Below are 21748 nucleotides of genomic sequence, written 5' to 3'. Positions count from 1 at the left end.
CTTCTCCCCTTCTCTCCACACGCTATCTCTTACGCCATATTCCGATAATGCTTCGTAATTTCCCGAATCGCTTCTATGAAATCGTCGATTTCCGAATCGGTCGTGAAATAGCCGATGCTTGCCCGTACCGCTCCCGTCTCCAACGTCCCGGCGGACTGATGGGCGAGCGGTGTACAATGGTAACCGGCTCTTACCGCGATTTGAAAGCTTTGATCGAGAATAAAAGCGACCTCCGACGAATCGACCCCGTCCAGCACGAAAGCCGCTATCCCCGTCTTCTCTTCTCCCAGCTTCGGGCCGAGCAGCTTTACGCCCTCAATGGCGCGAAGCCCTTCCATCAGCGTTTGGATTTGCCGCCATTCCTTAGTATGGATCGCTTCGACCCCTTCATTCCGTATAAATTTGACACCCTCCTTTAACCCTGCGATGCCTACGGAATTTTGCGTGCCGGCCTCGTATCGATCCGGACGAACGTTGGGCTGCTCGATCGACTCCGACTGACTTCCCGTCCCTCCATGAAGCAGCGGCTCCAATACCAAGTCGGGATGTATGTACAGCCCTCCCGTGCCTTGGGGACCTAGCAAACCTTTATGCCCCGGAAATGCGAACATATCGATCCCCATTCCTTGAACGTCGATCGGCACAATACCCGCCGTTTGCGCGCCGTCGACAAGCAGCTTAACCCCTCTTCGCCGGGCAATGTCCGCTATATCCGCTACGGGTAATATCGTGCCCAGCAGATTGGAGCTGTGGTTCGCCACGATCAAGGTCGTATTCGCTTGAATCGCACCCTCTACGTTCTTTAATTCGATATTCCCTTCCGCATCCGCCTCAATATAAGTCACATGAACGCCTTTTACCTGTTTCAAATATTCCAGCGGACGCCGCACCGAATTGTGCTCCACATTCGTGCAAATGACGTGATCGCCTTCACGGACAAAACCTTTGATTGCCTGGTTAAGCGCCATCGTCGTATTCAGGGCGAACGAGATGTCGTTCGGATTTTTCACTCCGATCAATCTCGCCACCTCGTGTCTCGCTTCGAACAAAATGCGGCTCGCCTTGACGGCCATCTGATGGCTGCCTCTTCCCGGATTGGCCGCCGCTTCCCGTATGCTCTCCGTCATCGCGTCCAATACTTGCGGCGGCTTCGGCCATGACGAGGCGGCGTTGTCGAAATATTTGATCGTCATCGGACGCACACTCCTTTTACGAAAAAGCATACCATCGTCATAGTCCGTTGGGCGGGCAATGAGCTTTGGTATGCTGTCTCTTTGGCGCTCTTAACTTATTTTCCCCTGCAGTAGCTCCAACAACCGTTCCAAATCATCCTTCGAATAATACAGCAATTCGATTTTCCCTTTATCGTTTTGATGCTTGATCTTCACCGTCGTCCGATATCGATCGCGCAGCGTCTCTTCCACTTGGTCGATATAAGGATCTTTGCGTTTGTCTTTCGGCTTGTTTTTTTGCGGCTGCTTCGCTTCCTCAAGCTCCTTGATATAATCCTCCAGGTAGCGTACGCTCCACTCGTTTTTCACCGTCAAGTTGGCCAATTCTTTTTTTACCTTATCGTCCTTCACTCCGACGATCGCCCGTGCATGCCCCATCGATAATGTTCCACGTGAAACATGTTGCTTCACATCTTCGGGCAGCTGAAGCAGGCGCAAAAAGTTTGCGATGTGCGACCGACTTTTCCCAACCTTCACGGATAGCTCTTCCTGCGTAAACTGAAATTGATCGACCAGCGCTTGATACGCGTTTGCGATTTCAATCGCGTTCAGATCTTCACGCTGGACGTTCTCGATCAGTGCGATTTCCATCACCTGCTGATCCGTAAACTTTCGCACGACCGCCGGAATTTTCTCCAGTCCGCATTGCTGGGAAGCACGGAATCGTCTTTCCCCTGCAATGATTTCGAAGCCTCTCAAGACGCTTCTTACGATAATCGGCTGGATAACGCCATGCTCCTTGATCGACTGCGCCAGCTCACCGATCGAATCCTCGTTGAACGTTTTTCGCGGCTGATACGGATTCGGACGAAGCTCCTTCAAAGGAATTTCAATGACTTTATCGTCTTCGCTTACATTCAACGATGGAATCAAAGCGTCGAGTCCTTTGCCGAGACGTTTACTCATAGGAAACCACTTCCTTCGCCAATTCCATGTATACTTCCGCACCTTTGGATCGAGGATCGTACGTTATGATCGATTGCCCGTGGCTGGGCGCCTCGCCCAAACGTACGTTTCGCGGAATAATCGTTTGGTACACTTTTTGCTGAAAATACTTCTTCACTTCCTCGATAACTTGAATACCGAGATTCGTACGCGCATCGAACATCGTGAGCAGCACGCCTTCGATCTGAAGGCTAGTATTCAAATGCTTCTGCACCAGCCTGACCGTGTTCAACAGCTGGCTCAATCCTTCCAAAGCGTAATATTCGCATTGAATCGGAATAATGACCGAATCCGCCGCCGTCAACGAATTGACCGTCAATATCCCAAGCGACGGAGGGCAATCGATCAAAATATAATCGTACATATGCTTAACCAGCTGCAACGATTTTTTCAACCGGACTTCACGCGATATCGTCGGCACGAGCTCAATTTCCGCCCCGGCCAATTGAATGGTGGCCGGGATAACCTTCAAATTCGGTATGGCCGTGTCGACCGTCGCCTCTTTCGGATGAACATCGTTAATAATGACATCGTATATGCAATACATGACGTCCGCCTTATTGATTCCGATCCCGCTTGTCGTATTGCCCTGCGGATCGATATCGACCAGCAGCACCTTTTTCCCCAACGTGGCCAAACAGGCGCCCAGATTAACCGAAGTCGTCGTCTTGCCGACTCCGCCCTTCTGGTTCGTTATCGCTATCGTTTTTGCCAAAAGAGTTCACCTCAATCAAAATTGCTCCAAGGCATGCCGCATCAGCATGCCAACGTGATCCGCCTCATTGAATCTAGCAAAGTGCGCTCTACCATCATACCATGCCCAGTAGCGCATAAAAAGAATAAAATGCGAAAAGAAAAGCTCCAACGAAGGGAGCCGAATAGTCGAAGTTATTATTCATCAACGATGATTCGATAATCGGTTAAGAAGGACGCTTCGGAATACGAATAATAAACTCATAATGGTCTTCGTGATCTTTTTCGTCGGTTTTGATTTGCAATCCGGAACCGGCCACCATCTCGACCGATTGACGGATCGTATTCAACGCAAGTCGAATATCTTTCGAGAACGAGATCCGCTTGCTTTTCTTGATCGCCGCCGCTTCCTTATAATATTGAACGCGTGCCTCCGTCTGCTTCACGTTCAACTCTTTCGATATAATTTCGTCCAGTACTTTAAGCTGCAATTCTTCGTTGTCGAGCGCGAGAAGCGCACGGGCGTGTCGTTCCGTCACTTTGCGTTCCAGCAGCGCCTGCTTCACGGGCTCGCTTAGCTGAAGCAAACGGATTTTGTTGGCGATGGTCGATTGACTTTTCCCCAGACGCTGCGCCAAGCTTTCCTGCGTCAGTTCATGAATCTCCATCAGCTGCTGATAAGCGACCGCTTCTTCGATTGCAGTAAGCCCTTCGCGCTGCAGGTTTTCAATCAGCGCGATCGAAGCCGCTTGGGCGTCGTTGAACTCCCGAACGATGGCGGGCACGGTATCGAGCCCGAGCTTTTTAACCGCGCGCCACCTGCGTTCCCCTGCAATAATTTCGAATTTTTGATTACGAATCCGAACGACGATCGGTTGAATGACCCCGTGAGTTTTAATCGTTTGGCACAGCTCGTCGATCCGCTCATCATCGAAAATAGTCCTCGGTTGATAGGGACTCGGAACGATTTCGTTCACAGGAATGTTTTTCACTTCTTCTTGGTTGGTCCGCTCCGAAAATCCGAATAGTTTGGAGATTTGTTCTTTCATATGGCAAACAATCACCCGATTCCTTTCCATGCGATGAATCATTGCCGATCAGGATTCACCGTCAGATCGAGAAGCTTCATCATTGTCCGTACTTCCAAGCGAGAAAAGCGCCTTGTCCTGCGTTTCGTTGGACAGTGGCCCCCGTCAACATTAAAGAGATCGAATGGGATTCAAACATGGCTTGCTTATCTTGGATCAATGAAAAATCTAAAAACGGGCGTTTTCGTCCCCCAAAAAATACTTGGACAGCTTTCATAAGTAACGCTTGAACGTACTGTCGATGTCGAAAAACCTTTGTTTTCGTGCCGGTTATGTAGCATTCGACCCCATACTTACTAATTCTCCAAAAACAGCAGTTTTCCTGCCTGAGCGCCCGAAACTATTTGGAAATGTTTCACGTGGAACATTTTACACATGACTTAAAAAACAGCCGCCGAGTTACATCAGCGGCTGCTTCAACGGCGTCCCCGCTTTGCGCGGATATTTTTTGGGTGTCGGAGATGCTTTCCGTATAACAATCAGATGCCGCTCGGATTGCTCGAACGGAAGCTCAAATCGATGCGTCACCTTCACTTCTCCGCGCAGCTCCTTCAAGCTGAACGCCGCCTCCGTTACTTCTCCCTCGGGATCCGAACCTTTCATTGCGACGAACAGTCCGCCGGGCTTCGCGAACGGAAGGCAAAACTCGTTCAATACGTTTAGTTTCGCTACCGCTCTCGCCGTCACGAGATCGAAGGCGTCTCGAAGCTCCGGCTTGCGTGCTTCGTCCTCCGCGCGGCCGTGCATGCATTGCACATCGACCAACCCGAGAGCTTGGACGAGATGATTCAAAAACTGAATTCGTTTGTTCAAAGAATCGATAATCGTTACCCGCAAGTGAGGAAACATGATTTTAAGCGGAATGCTCGGAAAGCCCGCGCCGGAGCCAATATCCGCCAACGTCTCTACACCCGATACGGGCACAAAAAAAGAGAGAGAAAGCGAATCGTAGAAATGCTTGATATAGACTTGCTCCCTCTCCGTAATGCCGGTCAAATTCATTTTCTCGTTCCACTCGACAAGCTCGCGGTAATACGTCTCGAACTGACTCCATTGCGTATCCGTAATCGACATATTCCGTTCCGCAAGCAATTCCGAAAACCGAACTTGTACGGGATCCAACATCTTCAACCTCTTGCCGCCGCCGTTTTGTTGTATTGCTCCAAGTAAACGAGAAGAATCGAAATGTCCGCCGGCGTAACGCCCGATATGCGGGAAGCTTGCCCGATCGAAAGCGGACGAATTTGCGCCAGCTTCTGCTTCGCCTCATTTGCGATACCGTGAATGTCGGCGTAATTCAAATCTTCCGGCAGCTTCTTCTTCTCCATCTTGCTTAACCGCTCGACATGCAGCAGCTGCTTTTCGATATAGCCCTCGTACTTGATCTGAATTTCCACCTGCTCCTTCATCTCGTCATTCAGCTCGAACGGCGAGGGGGACAGCTGCTCCAGATGGGCATACGTAATTTCCGGCCGGCGAAGCAGCGTGATCAGATCGACCGCATTGTTGAGCGGAACCGTTCCCGCATCAGTCAGCATCTGCTGCACATGCGGCTCCGGTCGAACCTTCGTCGTCTTCAATCGGTCGATTTCCAAAGCGACCGTCGATTTCTTATGAAGAAACTTCTCGTATCGCTGCTCGGAGATCAACCCGATTTCATATCCGGTAGGCGTCAGACGCAAATCCGCGTTATCGTGGCGCAGCAGCAACCGATATTCCGCACGCGATGTGAGCAAACGGTAAGGCTCGCTCGTCCCTTTCGTCACCAAGTCGTCGATCAAGACGCCGATGTACGCCTGCGAGCGATCGAGCACGACCGGCTCTTTGCCCTGCACTTTTCGTGCGGCGTTAATACCAGCCATAATGCCTTGTCCCGCCGCTTCCTCGTACCCGGACGTTCCATTTATTTGACCAGCGGTAAATAACCCGGAAATTCGCTTCGTCTCCAGCGACGGCCACAGCTGCGTCGGTACGACCGCATCGTATTCGATCGCATAGCCGGTGCGCATCATTTTCACGTTTTCCAGACCAGGAATGGAACGCAAAATCTCGAGCTGCACTTCCTCCGGCATACTCGTCGACAGTCCTTGCACGTAATACTCCGACGTGTGCCGTCCTTCCGGCTCCAAAAAAATTTGATGCTTCGGTTTATCGCTGAACCGCACGATTTTATCCTCGATCGATGGGCAATATCGCGGACCGGTCCCCTCAATCGCCCCCGAGAACATCGGTGCCCGGTGCAAATTGTTGTTGATGATCTCGTGCGTATCGGCCGACGTATAGGTCAACCAGCAAGGCAACTGCTCCCGGGCGAACGGCTCCGTTTCGTACGAGAAATATTTCGGCTGCTCGTCGCCGGGCTGGATCTCCATCTTCGAGAAATCGATCGTTTCCTTCTGCACGCGCGGCGGCGTCCCCGTCTTGAAGCGAACAAGGTCGAAGCCGAGCTCCTTCAAGTTTTCCGACAGCTTCACCGACGGCTGCTGGTTGTTCGGTCCGCTCTCGTACATGAGATCGCCCATAATCACTTTTCCGCGCAAGTAGGTGCCCGTCGTCAGGACGATCGCCTTGCCGTAATATCTCGCCCCTGTCTTCGTCACGACACCCGTACAGGCTCCGTCTTCGACGATTAGCTCCTCGACCATCCCTTGCCGCAGCGTCAGCTTCTCTTGGCGTTCAATCGTTTCCTTCATCGTATGCTGGTACAAAAATTTGTCCGCCTGCGCCCGCAGCGCGTGAACGGCCGGACCTTTCCCCGTATTCAGCATCCGCAGCTGAATGAACGTTTTGTCGATGTTGCGCCCCATCTCCCCGCCAAGCGCGTCGATCTCGCGGACGACATGACCTTTCGCCGGCCCGCCGATCGAAGGATTGCACGGCATGAATGCGACCATGTCAAGATTGATCGTAAGCAGCAGCGTTTCGCAGCCCATGCGCGCCGCCGCCAAAGCCGCCTCGCAACCGGCGTGGCCGGCCCCGATGACGATGACTTCGAATCGTCCCGCCTCATAACTCATAGAGTAACCCTCCTTTGCATCTTTCGTTTATTTACCAAGACAAAATTGCGAAAAGATTTGATCGATGAGCGATTCGCCCACCGCATCCCCGACCAGCTCGCCGAGATGCTCCCAAGAGGAGCGGATATCGATCTGGATCATATCGATCGGCACCCGTTCATCCGCCGCCCGGTACGCTTCCTCGAGAGCGCTTTTCGCCCTCTTCAACAAATGAATATGCCGCACATTGCTCACGTACGTCATATCGTTCGTCTCCAGCTGCCCGCCGAAGAACAGCTCGCCGATCGCTCTGCCGAGCGTCTCGATCCCTTCCTGCTCCTTGACCGACATGCGAACGATACGCTCCGCGGGAAAACGCCGTTCGATATATGAAACGTCCGTCCGCTGCGGCAGATCGGTTTTGTTCAGCACGACGACCGTTTGCCGGTCCCGCACGTCCTCGATCAGCCTTTTCTCGTCCTCGTGAAGAGGCTCGTTCCAATTCAGTACGAGCACGATCAGATCGGCGTCGGTCAACGCCGTCCTTGACCGTTCGACCCCGATCCGCTCCACGACGTCCTCCGTCTCGCGCAGTCCGGCCGTATCGAGCAGCTTGAGCGGAATTCCGTTCAAGTTGACGTACTCCTCGATCACGTCGCGCGTCGTGCCGGGAATATCGGTGACGATCGCCTTGTTATCCTGGGCGAGCGCATTCAGCAGCGACGATTTCCCGACGTTCGGCCGTCCCACGATCGCCGTGACGATGCCTTCCCGCAAAATTTTCCCCTGCTCCGCCGTTACGAGCAGCTTCTCCAGCTCGTCGATCGCGGCCGAGCATTTGTCCCGGATATACGCGTTCGTCAGCTCCTCGACGTCGTGCTCGGGATAATCGATGTTGACCTCGATATGCGCCATCAGCTCGACGAGCCGGTGACGGAGCTGCTTCACCTGCTTGGACAGCGAGCCTTCCACCTGCTTCAGCGCGATTTTGAACGCACGGTCCGATTTGGCGCGGATCAAATCGATGACCGCTTCCGCCTGCGCCAGATCGATCCGGCCGTTCAGGAAGGCCCGCTTCGTAAACTCTCCGGGTTCGGCTAAACGTATTCCCTGCTCCAACACGAGATCGAGCACTTTCTTGACCGAAATGATTCCGCCGTGGCAGCTGATCTCGACGACGTCCTCCGTCGTAAATGATCGAGGCGCAAGCATGACGGTGACCAGCACTTCCTCGATCCGCTCGCCGGTCGAAGGATGCGTAATATGGCCGTAATGAACCGTATGCGTCGGCTCGTCACTCAGCTTTCCTTTATAAGAGAATATGCGATCCGCGATGCCGACCGAGTCCGGTCCGCTTATCCGGATAACGGCGATGCCCCCTTCCCCCGCCGGGGTCGAGATCGCCGCGATCGTATCCGTCATCATGTTGTTCCACCACCCTTCCGAATCCCGGTTCATGGCATATTGTCGCTAGTGTCCCCGGGAAAAGAAAAACAATGACTTCCGCTTTTGCGAAGTCATTGCATGAAAAGCGCGATTGCCGCGATAATCCGCAAAAGCCGTGCGCGTACGCACGGCCCGCGTTCCCGAATCAGCTCCCTGCCGGAGCCCATCATTGCCGGATCGCGATCACGACTCTCCGGTTCGGTTCTTCTCCCTTGCTGAACGTCTTCACCTCGGGGTGATTTTGCAGCTGGGAATGGATTACTTTGCGCTCCTGCGCGGACATCGGCTCGAGCACGACTTCCTTGCGCGTGCGGATAACCCGCTTGGCCAGCCGGTCCGAAAGCTCCTCGAGCGTCTGCTTTCGGCGGCCGCGGAAATTTTCCGCATCCAGCACGATCCGGACGTGGGAGTCGGAATACCGGTTGGCCACGATATTGACCAGATATTGGAGCGAATCGAGCGTCTGCCCCCGTCTGCCGATCAGAATGCCCAATTCTTTGCCGCTCAAATTAAACTGTACGCCGTCAACGGTGTCTACACGATCGATTGTCACTTGGATGTTCATCGTACGAAATACGTCCCCCAAAAAAAGGACGGCTTCCTCCAACGCATCCGGGATCAGCTCCAGCTCGACTTTGGCGTCCTTCGAGCCGATCAGGCCGAACAGCCCTTTCGACGGCTGCTCAAGCACCTGCACCTTCACCCGTTCCTCCGGCACGTTCCATTTCGCGAGTCCGGATTTCACCGCTTCTTCGATCGTTTTGCCCGTGACAACGATTGTTTTCATTTCGATAGGCCACCCTTTTGATTTGATCTACCGTATAGAAAATAAGATTGCACGACCGTGAACAGGTTGCTGTATACCCAATACAACGGCAACGCCGATGCGAAATTCATCGACATGACGAAGATCAAAATCGGGAAGATGATCATCAAGCTTTGCATTTGCGGCGTCATTTGCGTCGCCATTACCTTTTGCTGCAGCCATGTCGTAATAGCCGCGAGCGTCGGCAGCACGTAGAACTGGTCCGGCGTACCGAGCTGCATCCACAGAAACGTATGCTGGCTGATCTCGCCGTTGCGGACGATCGCATTATACAGCGCGATCAGAATCGGCATCTGGACGAGCAGAGGCAAACATCCCGCAAGCGGATTGACGCCGTGCTTTTGAAACAGCTTCATCGTTTCTTCCTGCTGCTTCTTCGGGTCGTCCTTGAACTTGTCCTTGATCTTCTTCATTTCCGGCTGGATCGCCTGCATCGCCTTCGAGCTCCGGTATTGCTTGAGCGTCAGCGGAAGGACGAGGAAGCGGATGATGATCGTCACGACCAGAATCGACAGGCCGTATTGGCCCCAGAGAATATCCGCGAACCAGTTGAGCAGCGAAGAAAGCGGATGCACGAAATAGCGGTCCCAAATCCCGTTCTCCGGGTTGATCGGATTCGTTTGCGCCGACATGCTGCTGCAGCCGGACAGGACGAGCAGCAACGACGTAAAGAGCAGAGCGAGTTGTATGCGACGACGGGCCAAAATAAACGTCCTCCTAAACCTTGTCTATGTAATTGCGACGAAAAAGACCGTATCCGGAAGCTCCGAGAAAGGCGCCGTCAAAGGACGGGAAACGGCCCTCCTATCCAATTTCAACTATACCACATGTTGGACATCAAAGAAAATGTTTTGTGCCCGGCCGGCGGGACGCATGGTTACGACGGATTTCGAAGCAGCTGCGCTCTTTTCAGAACGTGCATCAAGCTTTTCTCCATCTCCTTGTATTCCATCTCCGTCACCGGCTTCCGCGCGATGACGACGAAATCGTAATGCGAGCGGATCTTCGCCTCGTTCAGCCGCGCGATCTCCTTCAGCACCCGGCGAATCCGGTTGCGCACGACGGCGCCTCCCAGCTTTTTGCTGACCGATATCCCCATCCGGAACCGCTCGATGCGCGGATTGGGCAAGCAATAGACGACGTACTGCTGATTCGCCGCCGATTTGCCGTAGCGATACACTTTATTGAAATCTTCCCTGCGGGTCAGCCTCAATTCTTTTTGCATCCGACCATCACCATCGATTCGACATGACGCCCATACGAGCAATCGCAACCGCCGTACGGACTTTAGGGTTCACACTTTCATGGAAAAATAAACCGTCCGGAAGGCGGCGCCGCCTTCCTCCCTCTTTTTGCACTCGAACAAGGGGACAAAAAAAGAAAAGACCACCTTTAAGTGGCCTTCCGTTACGCGCTAATGACTTTTCTTCCTTTTTGGCGGCGGGCTTTCAAAACTTTGCGGCCGTTTTTCGTGCTCATTCTCTTGCGAAAACCGTGCACTTTTTTGCGCTTGCTCACATTCGGTTTAAATGTCGGACCCATCTATCGCACCTCCTCGGGATATTCCATGTTCGGTTTGTCTTCGTAAAGACGCTCTTTACATTAAATCATTTCGGGCTCCAAAAGTCAATTCGAGCGCACTTGAAAATTTTGTCCGGTTCTCCCTCTTCGACACCGCCGCTCATCGTTTCGGCACGATCCGATTTTGTTTTATCCACCTGTGCATAAGTTTTTGCGGAACGAAAACGGAATTTGTCGGTTTTTGCACAACGTATAAACAATATGTAGTGCTGTTGACAACTGTTGCGCACAAGGGCTAGATATTGTGGATAATGTTTGAAAACGCGCGTCGTTTCTGCTATCATGGTATTGTTTTCGGTTGTGAACAAGACGTCGATATCCTCAGTTTATCAACAAGATGTGGATAACTTTGTGAACAAATTCCCCTTCCCGTTTTTTTCAATATCCCCATTCCTTTGAGCTTTGTGGATAAATTTCGACAGCGTCTATTGAAGCTTTCCTATAGAAAGGCTTTCGGTCCGACCGGTAATGAATTGAAGGAGTGAACAATCTGTGGACGGTCAAACCAACGATTTATGGCAAGAAGTGTTGTCCGTTATTCAAACCAAACTGAGCAAACCTAGCTTCGACACTTGGCTGAAATCGACCAAAGCGTCTGTCTTCACCGAGACGCAGCTGACCATATGCGCTCCGAACAATTTCGCCCGCGAATGGCTGGAAAGCCGCTATGCCAAAATGATCGCCAACGCCGTGTTCGAATATACCGGGCGCGACGTCGAAGTCAAATTCGTGCTGCAGGATACCGAATCGCCCGCGGCCAAATCGGCGCCGGCCCCCGCCGCGCAGCCGTTCAAGCCGGTACCGGTGCAGGAAGACGGCAACATCTACAATCTGCTCAATCCGAAATATACGTTCGACACGTTCGTCGTCGGCTCCGGCAACCGGTTCGCCCACGCCGCGTCGCTTGCCGTCGCCGAAGCGCCGGCCAAGGCCTACAACCCGCTGTTCCTGTACGGCGGCGTCGGACTCGGCAAGACGCACCTGATGCACGCCATCGGCCATTACGTCCTGGAGCATAACCCCGGAGCCCGGGTTCTCTATATCTCGTCCGAGAAATTTACGAATGAATTCATCAACGCCGTCCGCGACAATCGCGGCGAAGATTTTCGCAACAAATACCGGACGATCGACGTGCTGCTCATCGACGACATCCAGTTTCTGGCCGGCAAGGAAGGGACGCAGGAGGAGTTTTTCCACACGTTCAACGCGCTTCACGAGGAGCATAAAGCGATCATCATTTCGAGCGACCGCCCGCCGAAGGAAATTCCGACGCTCGAAGACCGGCTCCGTTCCCGGTTCGAATGGGGGCTGATCACCGACATTGCACCGCCCGATCTGGAAACGCGCATCGCCATTCTGAGGAAGAAAGCGAAGGCGGAAAACCTCGATATTCCGAACGAAGCGATGATCTACATCGCAAACCAGATCGATACGAACATCCGCGAGCTCGAAGGCGCGCTTATCCGCGTCGTCGCCTACTCGTCGCTGATCAACCAGGACATTACGACCCATCTCGCCGCGGAAGCGCTGAAGGACATCATCCCGTCCAGCCGGCCGAAGATGATTACGATCCAGGACATCCAGCAGCGGGTCGGCGAATTTTACGGGCTCAAGCTCGAAGAGTTCAAGGCGCGCAAGCGGACGAAGGCGGTGGCGTTCCCGAGGCAGGTGGCGATGTACTTGTCCCGCGAGCTGACCGACTACTCCTTGCCCAAGATCGGGGAGGCGTTCGGCGGCCGCGACCATACGACCGTCATCCATGCCCACGAGAAAATCGCTTCGGCGCTGCAGCAGGACCAGGACTTATATAAAATCGTTCAGACGATTACCGAGAAAATCAAAAATCCGTCTTCATAACCGGAAGCCTATGCACAAACTATTCACATGTGGATAGGCTTTCTGCTTCAACCGATTTTCCCACATATCCACATATTCACGGCGCCTACTACTACCATCGCTATAAAAGATATATACTTATGAAGAATAGCGATGCGGCGTTCGCATCGTCGACACCGTCTGTCCGAAAACCGGATTGCCGGCGTACACGACATTGTATGCAGCGTTAGGAATCATTTAGAACCGGGAGTTGAAATGATGAAACTGAGCATTTTGAAAGACGACTTGAACGAATCGATCCAACACGTTTCCAAAGCGATATCGAGCCGGACGACGATCCCGATCTTGACCGGCATCAAAATAGACGTTCAACCGAGCGGCGTAACGCTGACCGCTTCCGATACCGAAATCTCGATCCAAAGCTTCATCCCGATCGAAAAAGAAGGAACCGCCGTCGTAGCCGTCGTAGAAGTCCTTACGCCCGGAAGCGTTGTCTTGCCGGCCAAGTTTTTCTCGGAAATTATCCGCAAGCTTCCCGCTCCCGACGTGACGATCGAAGTGAAGGATAATTTTTTGACGTGGATTCGTTCCGGCACCGCCGAAATTCAAATCGTCGGTCTCGATCCGGAGGAATATCCGCTCCTTCCTCAACTGGACGAAAGCCATACGCTGTCGATTTCGAGCGATCTGCTGAAAGCGATGATCCGTCAGACGACGTTCGCGGTATCGACGAGCGAGACGTCTCCGATCTTGACCGGCGTTCTGTGGAACTTCAAGCAGGAACGGCTCAAGCTGATCGCCTGCGACCGTCTTCGCATGGCATCCCGGGAATCGCATGTCGAGACGGCCAATCCGATCGATTTCCAAAATATCGTCATCGCCGGCAAAAGCTTGAACGAGCTGAGCAAGCTGCTCCCGGACCAGTCCATGCTCGTCGATATCGTCGTTGCAAACAACCAGGTGCTGTTCAAAATGGACACGATCCTGTTCTATACCCGCATGCTCGACGGCACATATCCGGATACGTCCAAGCTGATTCCGCAATCGTTCCAGACGGAGCTGACGATCGATACGAAAAAGCTGGCGGACGCGATCGACCGCGCCTACTTGCTTTCCCGCGAAGAGAAGACGAATATCGTCAAAATGACGCTGAAGGACGAAAGCACGGTCGAAATTTCGTCCAGCTCGAGCGAGCTCGGCAAAGTAACGGAGCAGATCGAGGCGCATAAGCTGTCCGGCGAATTGCTCAGCATTTCGTTCAACTCCAAATATATGCTCGACGCGCTGAAAGTAATCGACAGCGACTTTATCCAAATCTGCTTCCGCGGAGCGATGCAGCCGATCATCATGAAGCCGGAAGACCATTCCAACATGCTGCACCTGATCATGCCGTACCGGACTACGAACTGAACGGAGAGCCGCCGATGAAGCCGATCGAGATCACAACCGACTATATAACGCTGGGGCAGTTTTTGAAGCTCGCGGATTGCATTTCGACCGGCGGGCAAGCGAAGCCTTTTCTTGCGGAAACGTCCGTTCTCGTGAACGGCGAGCTGGACAACCGCCGCGGCCGCAAGCTGTATGCGAACGACCGGGTCGAGGTGGAAGGATTCGGGACGTTCGTCGTTTCCCGCCGCTGAGGAGGTCATGTCTTGTATTTGAAAAAGCTGGCGCTGAGCGAGTACCGCAACTACGAATCGGTGGAGTTCGCGACCGAGGGGGCCGTCAACATTTTCGTCGGGCCGAACGCCCAGGGGAAGACGAACTTGCTGGAAGCGATATTCGTGCTCGCCTTGACCAAGTCCCACCGGACCCATCAAGACAAGGAGCTCATCCGCTGGGGGGCCGACCGCACGATGATCCGCGGCGAGCTGGACAAACGGTACGGGCCGTGCACGCTCGATCTCGCCATTTCGAATCAAGGCAAGAAGGCGAAGATCAACGGGCTCGAGCAAAAGAAGCTGAGCGGCTTCATCGGAGCTCTGAACGTCGTCCTGTTCGCCCCCGAAGATTTGAATATCGTCAAAGGATCGCCCGGCGTACGCCGGCGATTTCTCGATATGGAGATCGGCCAGGTGCAGCCGTCGTACCTGTACGATCTGTCCCAGTACCAAAAAGTGCTCGTCCAGCGCAACAATTTGCTCAAGCAATCGTTCCGGGATTCGTCCGCGAACGGTGCGATGATGGACGTCTGGAACGAGCAATTGGTACGTCTTGGTATTAAAATCATGAAAAAACGTCAAAACTTTATAAAAAAGCTGCAAATTTGGGCGGAATCGATCCATCGCGGCATCACGAACGGGTCGGAAACGCTCATGATCGCATACAAGCCGTCTTTCGACTATGCCGAGCCGGTAGAAGAATCTGTTTTATTTGAGCAATTTATGATAAAGTTATCACAGGCCAAGGATCAGGAAATTCGGCGCGGCACGACGTTGTTCGGCCCGCACCGCGACGATCTCGCCTTTTTCATTAACGACAAAGACGTCCAAACGTTCGGCTCCCAAGGGCAGCAGCGGACGACGGCGCTGTCGCTGAAGCTCGCGGAAATCGAATTTATCCATGAGGAAGTGGGGGAATATCCGATTCTCCTGCTCGACGACGTTTTGTCCGAATTGGACACGTACCGGCAAACCCAACTTCTCGAGACGTTCCAGACGAAAGTGCAGACGTTCATCACGACGACGGGCGTGGAAAGTCTACAGATGAACCGACTGGAGAACGCCTCCATTTTTCATGTGCGAAACGGCCAGCTGGTCGATTAACTTTGTTCGCCGCAAGCGAAACGGGAGCTGATTCGTCATGTTCATCCATTTGGGCGGAGAAAAGATTATACGCGCGTCCGAACTGATCGCCATCTTCGATCTGTCGATCGAGAAGTCTTCGAAAATATCGAAAAGCTTCGTGCAGCATGCGCAAAAAGAACGAAACGTCGAGGTTATCGGCGAGGAGGAATGCAAGTCGCTCGTCGTCACGAAGACGAAAGTGTATTATTCCCCGATCTCATCCACGACTTTGAAAAAGCGGGCCAACGTCCTCTTGACCGGCGATCTCGAAATATTTTCAAATCAAAGAAGTAGGTGACCAAGCATAATGACAGTGAATCAGCACGCGTATGACGAAAGCCAGATCCAGGTGCTCGAGGGTCTCGAAGCGGTCCGCAAGCGCCCGGGGATGTATATCGGGTCTACCAGCGTACGGGGATTGCACCATTTGGTTTGGGAAGTCGTCGATAACAGCATAGACGAGGCGTTGGCCGGACACTGCGACACGATCAAGGTGATCGTGCACAAAGACAACAGCGTCACTGTCATCGATAACGGCCGGGGCATTCCGGTCGGCGAGCATCCGAAGATGAAGCGTCCGACCCTCGAGGTCGTTTTGACCGTTCTTCACGCCGGCGGCAAGTTCGGCGGAGAAGGCTATAAAGTATCCGGGGGCTTGCACGGCGTCGGCGTCTCCGTCGTCAATGCGCTGTCGGAGGTGCTGACCGCCGAGGTGAAGCGCGACGGCCATATTTACAAACAGGAATTCCGGCGCGGCGAGCCGCAATACGACGTGAAGGTGCTCGGCGAAACGGACGAGACGGGGACGACGATCACGTTCAAGCCGGATCCCGACATTTTCACCGAGACGACCGAATACGACTACGACATCTTGCAATCCCGCATCCGCGAGCTGGCGTTCTTGAACAAAGGAATCGCCATCGAGCTCGTCGACGAGCGTACGGACGTATCGAATTCGTTCAAGTACGAAGGCGGGATCGTATCGTTTGTCGAATATTTGAACCGGACGAAGCAGGCCGTCCACGAGCCGCCGATTTACATCGAAGGCAACAAGGACCATATTCAGGTGGAAATCGCGCTGCAATACAACGACAGCTATACCGAGAACATTTACTCGTTCGCGAACAATATCAACACGCACGAAGGCGGGACGCACGAATCCGGCTTTAAAAGCGCTTTAACCCGCATCTTGAACGATTACGCCCGGAAATCGAACTCGATCAAGGACAACGACTCCAACTTGACCGGAGACGACGTACGGGAAGGACTTACCGCGATCATTTCCGTCAAAATTCCGGAGCCGCAGTTCGAAGGGCAGACGAAGACGAAGCTCGGCAACAGCGAAGTGCGGGGGCTCGTCGAATCGTTGTTCGCCGACAAGTTCGAGGAATTTTTGAACGAAAACCCGGCGATCGCCAAGAAGATCGTGGAGAAGGGCGTACAGGCGGCGCGGGCCCGGGAAGCGGCGCGCAAGGCGAGAGAGCTGACGCGACGGAAAAGTGCGCTTGAAGTAAGCTCCCTGCCGGGCAAGCTGGCCGACTGCTCGTCGCGCGACGCCTCGATCAGCGAAGTGTATATCGTCGAAGGCGACTCCGCCGGCGGTTCGGCCAAGCAGGGCCGGGACCGGCATTTCCAGGCGATTTTGCCGCTGCGCGGTAAAATTTTGAACGTGGAGAAGGCGCGCCTCGACAAAATTTTGTCCAACGCCGAAATCCGCGCGATCATTACGGCGCTCGGAACGGGGATCGGGGACGACTTCGACATCTCCAAGGCGAGATACCATAAAGTCATTATCATGACCGACGCGGACGTGGACGGCGCCCATATCCGGACGCTGCTGCTGACGTTCTTTTACCGGTACATGCGCAAAATTATCGAATCCGGCTATGTGTATATCGCGCAGCCTCCGCTCTTCAAGATCGAGCGAAACAAGACGGTACGGTACGCTTACAACGAAAAGCAGCGCGACGCGATTTTGCAGGAATTCGGCGAAGGCGTCAAGGCGAACGTGCAGCGCTACAAAGGGTTGGGCGAGATGAACCCGGAGCAGCTGTGGGAGACGACGATGGATCCGGACAGCCGCACGCTGCTGCAGGTCAGCATTCAGGATGCGATCGAAGCGGACGCCATTTTCGATACGCTCATGGGCGACGACGTCGAACCGCGCCGGGATTTCATCCAGCAGCACGCCAAATACGTGAAAAACTTGGACGTATAGAGCGCATCCGTTTTTGGTTTTGGGTAGAGAAGCAGCTTCCAGGAGGGTTCCATGGCCGAAGAAAATCAATCGCAAGTGAGAGATATCGATATCGGCACCGAGATGCGCACGTCCTTTATGGACTATGCGATGAGCATCATCGTCAGCCGTGCGCTCCCGGACGTTCGGGACGGGCTGAAGCCGGTTCACCGCCGTATTTTGTATGCGATGTCCGAATTGGGCATGGCTCCCGATAAGCCTTACAAGAAATCCGCCCGGATCGTCGGCGAAGTAATCGGCAAGTACCACCCCCACGGGGATTCCGCCGTATACGAGACGATGGTCGGGCTGGCGCAAGACTTTTCCACCCGGTACATGCTGGTCGACGGACACGGCAACTTCGGCTCGATCGACGGCGATATGGCCGCCGCCATGCGGTATACGGAGGCGCGTCTGTCGAAAATATCGATGGAATTGCTGCGCGATCTGCAAAAAGAGACAATCGATTTCGTACCGAACTACGACGGCGAAGAAACCGAGCCGTCCGTCTTGCCTTCGCGGTATCCGAACCTGCTCGTGAACGGCTCCTACGGCATCGCCGTCGGGATGGCGACGAGCATTCCGCCGCACAACCTGGGCGAAGTGATCGACGGCGTCCAGATGCTGATCGACAATCCGGACGTGACGCCGCTCGATTTGATGCAGGCGATCAAAGGTCCGGACTTTCCGACCGGCGCCTATATTCTCGGACGCGAGGGGATTCGCCAAGCGTATACGACGGGCCGCGGCTCCGCCACGATGCGGGCGAAGGTCGAAATCGAAGAGACGAACAACAAAGCGCGCATAATCGTGTATGAACTGCCGTATAAAGTCAATAAGGCGAAGCTGGTCGAGAAAATCGCCGAGCTTGTCCGCGACAAGGTGATTGACGGCATAACCGACCTGCGCGACGAATCGGACCGGACCGGCATGCGGGTCGTCATCGAGCTGCGCCGCGACGTCAATCCGAGCGTCGTCTTGAACAACCTGTATAAGCATACGCCGATGCAGACGAACTACGGCATCATCATGCTGGCGCTCGTCAACGGAGAGCCGAAAGTGCTCAACCTGCGGGACATGCTTTACTATTATTTGAAACACCAGCAGGAAGTCATTCGCCGGCGTACCGAGTACGATTTGAGAAAAGCCGAGGCGCGCGCGCATATTCTTGAAGGTCTGCGCATCGCTCTCGACCATCTGGACGAGGTCATTGCGCTCATCCGTGGATCGCGTACGACCGAGGAAGCGCGCGACGGCTTGATGAGCCGGTTCAGCTTGAGCTACGAGCAGGCGCAGGCGATTCTCGACATGCGTCTGCAGCGCCTCACCGGCTTGGAGCGGGAAAAGATCGAGGCGGAGTACGCCGAGCTGATGCAGAAAATCGCGGAATACCGCGCGATTTTGGCCGACGAGCAGTTGATTCTCGGCATTATCAGCGAGGAGCTGCGCGAGATCAAGGAGAAATTCGCCGACGCTCGCCGAAGCGAAATTACGGTCGGCGAAGAAAGCATCGAAGACGAAGACCTCATTCCGCGCGAAGACGTCATCATCACGATCACCCATACCGGTTACGTGAAGCGTCTGCCGGTTACGACGTACCGCAGCCAGAAGCGGGGCGGACGAGGCGTCGTCGGGATGGATACGAAGGATAACGACTTCGTCGAGCATTTGTTCGTGTCGAATACGCATCAATATTTGATGTTCTTCACGAACAAAGGGAAGGCGTACCGGCTGAAGGCGTACGAAATTCCCGACCTGAGCCGGACCGCCCGCGGAACGCCGATTATCAACCTGATCCAGATTGAGCAGGGCGAGACGGTCAACGCGGTCATTCCGATCGAGAACTTCGACTCCGAGCAGTATTTGTTCTTCGCGACGAAGAACGGGATCGTGAAGAAGACGCCGCTGGACGACTATTCCAACATCCGCCGTGCCGGCCTGATCGCGATCAATTTGCGCGAGGACGACGATCTGATCGCCGTGAAGCTGACGGACGGCAAGCAGGAAATCATCATGGGCACGAAGCAGGGCATGTCCATCCGGTTTCCGGAAGATGACGTTCGTCCGATGGGACGTTCTGCTACGGGTGTCAAAGGCATCTCGATATCCGACGACGACGCCGTGATCGATATGGACGTCGTCAACGTGGAAGACGATGTGCTGATCGTCACGTCCAAAGGTTACGGCAAACGGACGCCGATGGACGAATACCGGATCCAGTCGCGCGGCGGCAAAGGGATCAAGACGCTCAACGTCACGGGCAAAAACGGTCCGGTCGTCGGGTTGAAGGTGGTCAAAAACGAGGAAGATTTGATGATCATTACGGCCTCGGGCACGATCATCCGTACGAGCATGTCGGGGATCAACACGATGGGTCGCAATACGCAGGGCGTCAAGCTGATCAATATCCGCGAGGACGACGAAGTCGCGACCGTGACCCGCGTGGAGAAGAGCGAGGAAGTGGCCGGCGAGGCCGAAACGGAGGAAGCCGGCGAATAAGGGTGTCCGGCCGGTCCGATAAACCGAAACGCAAGGCAGGGGAAAAATGATGGCGACCGTTTCCGTTTCCCAGTTGAAGCTTGGAGATAAGATCATCGAGGATGTCATCACGAAGTTGGGCAACGTGTTATTCAAACGAGGGGTGAACGTCACCCCGAGGGAAATCGAAATTTTGCGTGCGTTTCTCATTCCGTCGGTGACGATCGAGGCGAGGGAGTCGGATGCGGCAGCGGAGAACAAGGCCGAGGACATGAAGACCGAGGACTCCGGGCTGATTCAATTTTATTACGAGTACGACAAAATGATTCAGCTGCTCAAAAAAGTGTTCAAGGACGCGATGTCCAGTCCGACCTTGCCGATCCTGGATATACGAAACGGCTTGGAGCAGCTGATCGCCCGCATTCAGCATTACAACATTTTGACGTTCACGCCGCGAATGTCGAACACGCAGGAATATATTTATCATAACAGCATCATGGTCGCGCTCACTTCGTATATGCTGGCTCGCTGGCACGGCTTCCAAAGCAAGGATTGGATGCCGATCGCCCTCGGAGGGCTCTTGCACGATATCGGGAACGCCAAGGTCGACCCGGTGATCTTGTCCAAGCCGTCCAAGCTGACGGTGCTCGAAGTGGAGGAAGTGCGCCGCCATACGCTCTACGGCTATTCGATATTGAAAAATACGCCTTCGCTGAACGACGGCTCGAAGCTGTGCGCGCTGCAGCATCATGAGCGCGAAGACGGCTCGGGCTATCCGCTCGCGGTCAAGGGAGACAAAATCCATCCGTACGCGAAGGTAGTCGCGGTGGCCGATATATTCCACGCGATGACGAGCCACCGGACTTACAAGAAGGCGCAATCGCCCTATCTGGTGCTCGAGCAGGTGCAGAAGGAATCGTTCGGCAAGCTTGATCCGATCATCGTGTCGACGTTTATCAATAAGGTGACGCAGTTTCATCACGGCACGATTGTCCGCCTGAGCGACGGCCGGGTAGGCGAGATTATTTTTACGGACAGGTCCAACCCGACGCGGCCGATGGTCAATGTGAACGGGACGATCATCAATTTGGCCGTCGATCGGAGCATGTTTATTCAAGAAGTGATATAAAGCGGGCGCCTTTCAGGCGTCCGTTTTCTTTTGTACGGGATGGGATAAGGTGGCGGGGATGCTTCGGTTGACAGGACGATACGTCTCGTGTTAGTCTATTTCTCGCCGCTTCAAAACGGCATCGCCAAGCTAGCAAAAATTTCTTAGCATAAAAGCTTGCAAAGAGCTAGGCGGATGTGTTATATTAAAGAGGTCGCCGCAAAACGGCGAAAAATGACGAAGTTTGAACGATTTGTTCCTTGAAAACTGAACAACGAGCGTGCAAGTGCGGTCTCGCAAGAGACCACAACAAGTCAGTACGAAATGAGCAATCAGCTCTGAAATAAAGGGAAACCTGAAAAAGGACAGTTTGATCCTCTGGATCAATCTCTCCAATTTCGTCGCCGGTTGATCGGAGAAGTTTCCCTCCTTATTGGAGAGTTTGATCCTGGCTCAGGACGAACGCTGGCGGCGTGCCTAATACATGCAAGTCGAGC

The 21748-nt window shown here is 53.9% G+C and carries 20 protein-coding genes and 1 rRNA gene; 9 read left to right on the top strand and 12 right to left on the bottom strand.

Features of this window, described 5'->3' with window-relative positions; genetic code table 11:
* Window positions 1-29 precede the first annotated feature (29 nt).
* The 12 genes from DLM86_RS19595 to DLM86_RS31775 all read right to left on the bottom strand — a co-directional run bounded on the left by DLM86_RS19595 (window position 30) and on the right by DLM86_RS31775 (window position 11115).
* The gene (locus DLM86_RS19595; protein WP_110841760.1) at window positions 30-1193 is read right to left on the bottom strand and encodes an aminotransferase class V-fold PLP-dependent enzyme; all 1164 of its coding nucleotides are present in this window, start codon (window positions 1191-1193) and stop codon (window positions 30-32) included.
* A gap of 90 nt (window positions 1194-1283) precedes the next feature.
* Complete coding sequence (locus tag DLM86_RS19590) at window positions 1284-2138, bottom strand: ParB/RepB/Spo0J family partition protein (RefSeq protein ID WP_110841759.1); 855 nt, start codon at window positions 2136-2138, stop codon at window positions 1284-1286.
* The gene (locus DLM86_RS19585) at window positions 2131-2892 is read right to left on the bottom strand and encodes a ParA family protein (RefSeq protein ID WP_110841758.1); all 762 of its coding nucleotides are present in this window, start codon (window positions 2890-2892) and stop codon (window positions 2131-2133) included. The genes DLM86_RS19590 and DLM86_RS19585 overlap by 8 nt, the downstream gene beginning before the upstream one ends.
* Window positions 2893-3097: 205 nt before the next feature.
* The gene (gene noc, locus DLM86_RS19580) at window positions 3098-3919 is read right to left on the bottom strand and encodes a nucleoid occlusion protein (protein WP_110841757.1); all 822 of its coding nucleotides are present in this window, start codon (window positions 3917-3919) and stop codon (window positions 3098-3100) included.
* Between the two features lie 438 nt (window positions 3920-4357).
* Entirely contained in the window at window positions 4358-5080 is a 723-nt protein-coding gene (rsmG, locus tag DLM86_RS19575; RefSeq protein WP_211326564.1) for a 16S rRNA (guanine(527)-N(7))-methyltransferase RsmG, read from the bottom strand.
* Between the two features lie 5 nt (window positions 5081-5085).
* Window positions 5086-6975, bottom strand: a complete 1890-nt coding sequence (gene mnmG / locus DLM86_RS19570; RefSeq protein WP_110841755.1) for a tRNA uridine-5-carboxymethylaminomethyl(34) synthesis enzyme MnmG — start codon at window positions 6973-6975, stop codon at window positions 5086-5088.
* Window positions 6976-7002: 27 nt separating this feature from the next.
* Window positions 7003-8379 (bottom strand): tRNA uridine-5-carboxymethylaminomethyl(34) synthesis GTPase MnmE, encoded by a 1377-nt coding sequence (gene mnmE / locus DLM86_RS19565; RefSeq protein WP_110842065.1) that lies wholly within the window; start codon window positions 8377-8379, stop codon window positions 7003-7005.
* A 187-nt stretch (window positions 8380-8566) separates the two neighbouring features.
* Complete coding sequence (gene jag / locus DLM86_RS19560; RefSeq protein ID WP_110841754.1) at window positions 8567-9187, bottom strand: RNA-binding cell elongation regulator Jag/EloR; 621 nt, start codon at window positions 9185-9187, stop codon at window positions 8567-8569.
* Window positions 9184-9930, bottom strand: coding sequence for a membrane protein insertase YidC (gene yidC / locus DLM86_RS19555; protein ID WP_110841753.1), 747 nt, complete (start codon window positions 9928-9930; stop codon window positions 9184-9186). The genes jag and yidC overlap by 4 nt, the downstream gene beginning before the upstream one ends.
* Before the next feature lie 173 nt (window positions 9931-10103).
* Window positions 10104-10451, bottom strand: coding sequence for a ribonuclease P protein component (rnpA, locus tag DLM86_RS19550; protein WP_110841752.1), 348 nt, complete (start codon window positions 10449-10451; stop codon window positions 10104-10106).
* 182 nt (window positions 10452-10633) lie between these two features.
* A complete protein-coding gene (gene rpmH, locus DLM86_RS19545; RefSeq protein WP_110841751.1) occupies window positions 10634-10768 on the bottom strand; it encodes a 50S ribosomal protein L34 in 135 nt (44 codons plus the stop codon).
* 65 nt (window positions 10769-10833) lie between these two features.
* Complete coding sequence (locus tag DLM86_RS31775) at window positions 10834-11115, bottom strand: hypothetical protein (RefSeq protein WP_146250257.1); 282 nt, start codon at window positions 11113-11115, stop codon at window positions 10834-10836.
* Window positions 11116-11299: 184 nt separating this feature from the next.
* Between DLM86_RS31775 and dnaA the strand changes: the two genes are divergently transcribed.
* From dnaA to DLM86_RS19500, 9 genes are all read left to right on the top strand, one after another.
* Window positions 11300-12664, top strand: a complete 1365-nt coding sequence (gene dnaA / locus DLM86_RS19540; RefSeq protein WP_110841750.1) for a chromosomal replication initiator protein DnaA — start codon at window positions 11300-11302, stop codon at window positions 12662-12664.
* A 237-nt stretch (window positions 12665-12901) separates the two neighbouring features.
* A complete protein-coding gene (gene dnaN, locus DLM86_RS19535; protein WP_110841749.1) occupies window positions 12902-14053 on the top strand; it encodes a DNA polymerase III subunit beta in 1152 nt (383 codons plus the stop codon).
* 14 nt (window positions 14054-14067) lie between these two features.
* Window positions 14068-14283 (top strand): S4 domain-containing protein YaaA, encoded by a 216-nt coding sequence (gene yaaA / locus DLM86_RS19530; protein ID WP_110841748.1) that lies wholly within the window; start codon window positions 14068-14070, stop codon window positions 14281-14283.
* A 12-nt stretch (window positions 14284-14295) separates the two neighbouring features.
* On the top strand, window positions 14296-15408 hold the full coding sequence (gene recF, locus DLM86_RS19525; RefSeq protein ID WP_110841747.1) for a DNA replication/repair protein RecF: 1113 nt from the start codon (window positions 14296-14298) through the stop codon (window positions 15406-15408).
* A gap of 37 nt (window positions 15409-15445) precedes the next feature.
* Window positions 15446-15727 carry an extracellular matrix regulator RemB gene (remB, locus tag DLM86_RS19520; RefSeq protein ID WP_110841746.1) on the top strand — a complete coding sequence of 94 codons (282 nt, stop codon included), beginning with the start codon at window positions 15446-15448 and terminating at the stop codon, window positions 15725-15727.
* Window positions 15728-15736: 9 nt separating this feature from the next.
* The gene (gene gyrB, locus DLM86_RS19515) at window positions 15737-17647 is read left to right on the top strand and encodes a DNA topoisomerase (ATP-hydrolyzing) subunit B (protein WP_110841745.1); all 1911 of its coding nucleotides are present in this window, start codon (window positions 15737-15739) and stop codon (window positions 17645-17647) included.
* A gap of 51 nt (window positions 17648-17698) precedes the next feature.
* Entirely contained in the window at window positions 17699-20164 is a 2466-nt protein-coding gene (gene gyrA / locus DLM86_RS19510) for a DNA gyrase subunit A (RefSeq protein ID WP_110841744.1), read from the top strand.
* Window positions 20165-20213: 49 nt separating this feature from the next.
* The gene (locus tag DLM86_RS19505) at window positions 20214-21272 is read left to right on the top strand and encodes an HD-GYP domain-containing protein (protein ID WP_110841743.1); all 1059 of its coding nucleotides are present in this window, start codon (window positions 20214-20216) and stop codon (window positions 21270-21272) included.
* Window positions 21273-21681: 409 nt separating this feature from the next.
* Window positions 21682-21748 (top strand): 16S ribosomal RNA (locus DLM86_RS19500); the annotation flags it as partial.

Source organism: Paenibacillus flagellatus (genome assembly GCF_003217775.1).
Classification (GTDB): Bacteria; Bacillota; Bacilli; order Paenibacillales; family NBRC-103111; genus Paenibacillus_AB; species Paenibacillus_AB flagellatus.
Note: the sequence above shows the minus strand (reverse complement) of the source record. Positions and strands in the feature narration are given on the sequence as shown.

Excerpts from the sequence above, each read along its gene's own strand:
- DLM86_RS19595 (WP_110841760.1), bottom strand. The coding sequence starts at position 1,193 with ATGACGATCAAATATTTCGACAACGCCGCCTCGTCATGGCCGAAGCCG.
- DLM86_RS19590 (WP_110841759.1), bottom strand. The coding sequence starts at position 2,138 with ATGAGTAAACGTCTCGGCAAAGGACTCGACGCTTTGATTCCATCGTTG.
- noc (WP_110841757.1), bottom strand. The coding sequence starts at position 3,919 with ATGAAAGAACAAATCTCCAAACTATTCGGATTTTCGGAGCGGACCAAC.
- mnmG (WP_110841755.1), bottom strand. The coding sequence starts at position 6,975 with ATGAGTTATGAGGCGGGACGATTCGAAGTCATCGTCATCGGGGCCGGC.
- mnmE (WP_110842065.1), bottom strand. The coding sequence starts at position 8,379 with ATGATGACGGATACGATCGCGGCGATCTCGACCCCGGCGGGGGAAGGG.
- jag (WP_110841754.1), bottom strand. The coding sequence starts at position 9,187 with ATGAAAACAATCGTTGTCACGGGCAAAACGATCGAAGAAGCGGTGAAA.
- rnpA (WP_110841752.1), bottom strand. The coding sequence starts at position 10,451 with ATGCAAAAAGAATTGAGGCTGACCCGCAGGGAAGATTTCAATAAAGTG.
- rpmH (WP_110841751.1), bottom strand. The coding sequence starts at position 10,768 with ATGGGTCCGACATTTAAACCGAATGTGAGCAAGCGCAAAAAAGTGCAC.
- dnaN (WP_110841749.1), top strand. The coding sequence starts at position 12,902 with ATGAAACTGAGCATTTTGAAAGACGACTTGAACGAATCGATCCAACAC.
- yaaA (WP_110841748.1), top strand. The coding sequence starts at position 14,068 with ATGAAGCCGATCGAGATCACAACCGACTATATAACGCTGGGGCAGTTT.
- remB (WP_110841746.1), top strand. The coding sequence starts at position 15,446 with ATGTTCATCCATTTGGGCGGAGAAAAGATTATACGCGCGTCCGAACTG.
- gyrB (WP_110841745.1), top strand. The coding sequence starts at position 15,737 with ATGACAGTGAATCAGCACGCGTATGACGAAAGCCAGATCCAGGTGCTC.
- gyrA (WP_110841744.1), top strand. The coding sequence starts at position 17,699 with ATGGCCGAAGAAAATCAATCGCAAGTGAGAGATATCGATATCGGCACC.
- DLM86_RS19505 (WP_110841743.1), top strand. The coding sequence starts at position 20,214 with ATGGCGACCGTTTCCGTTTCCCAGTTGAAGCTTGGAGATAAGATCATC.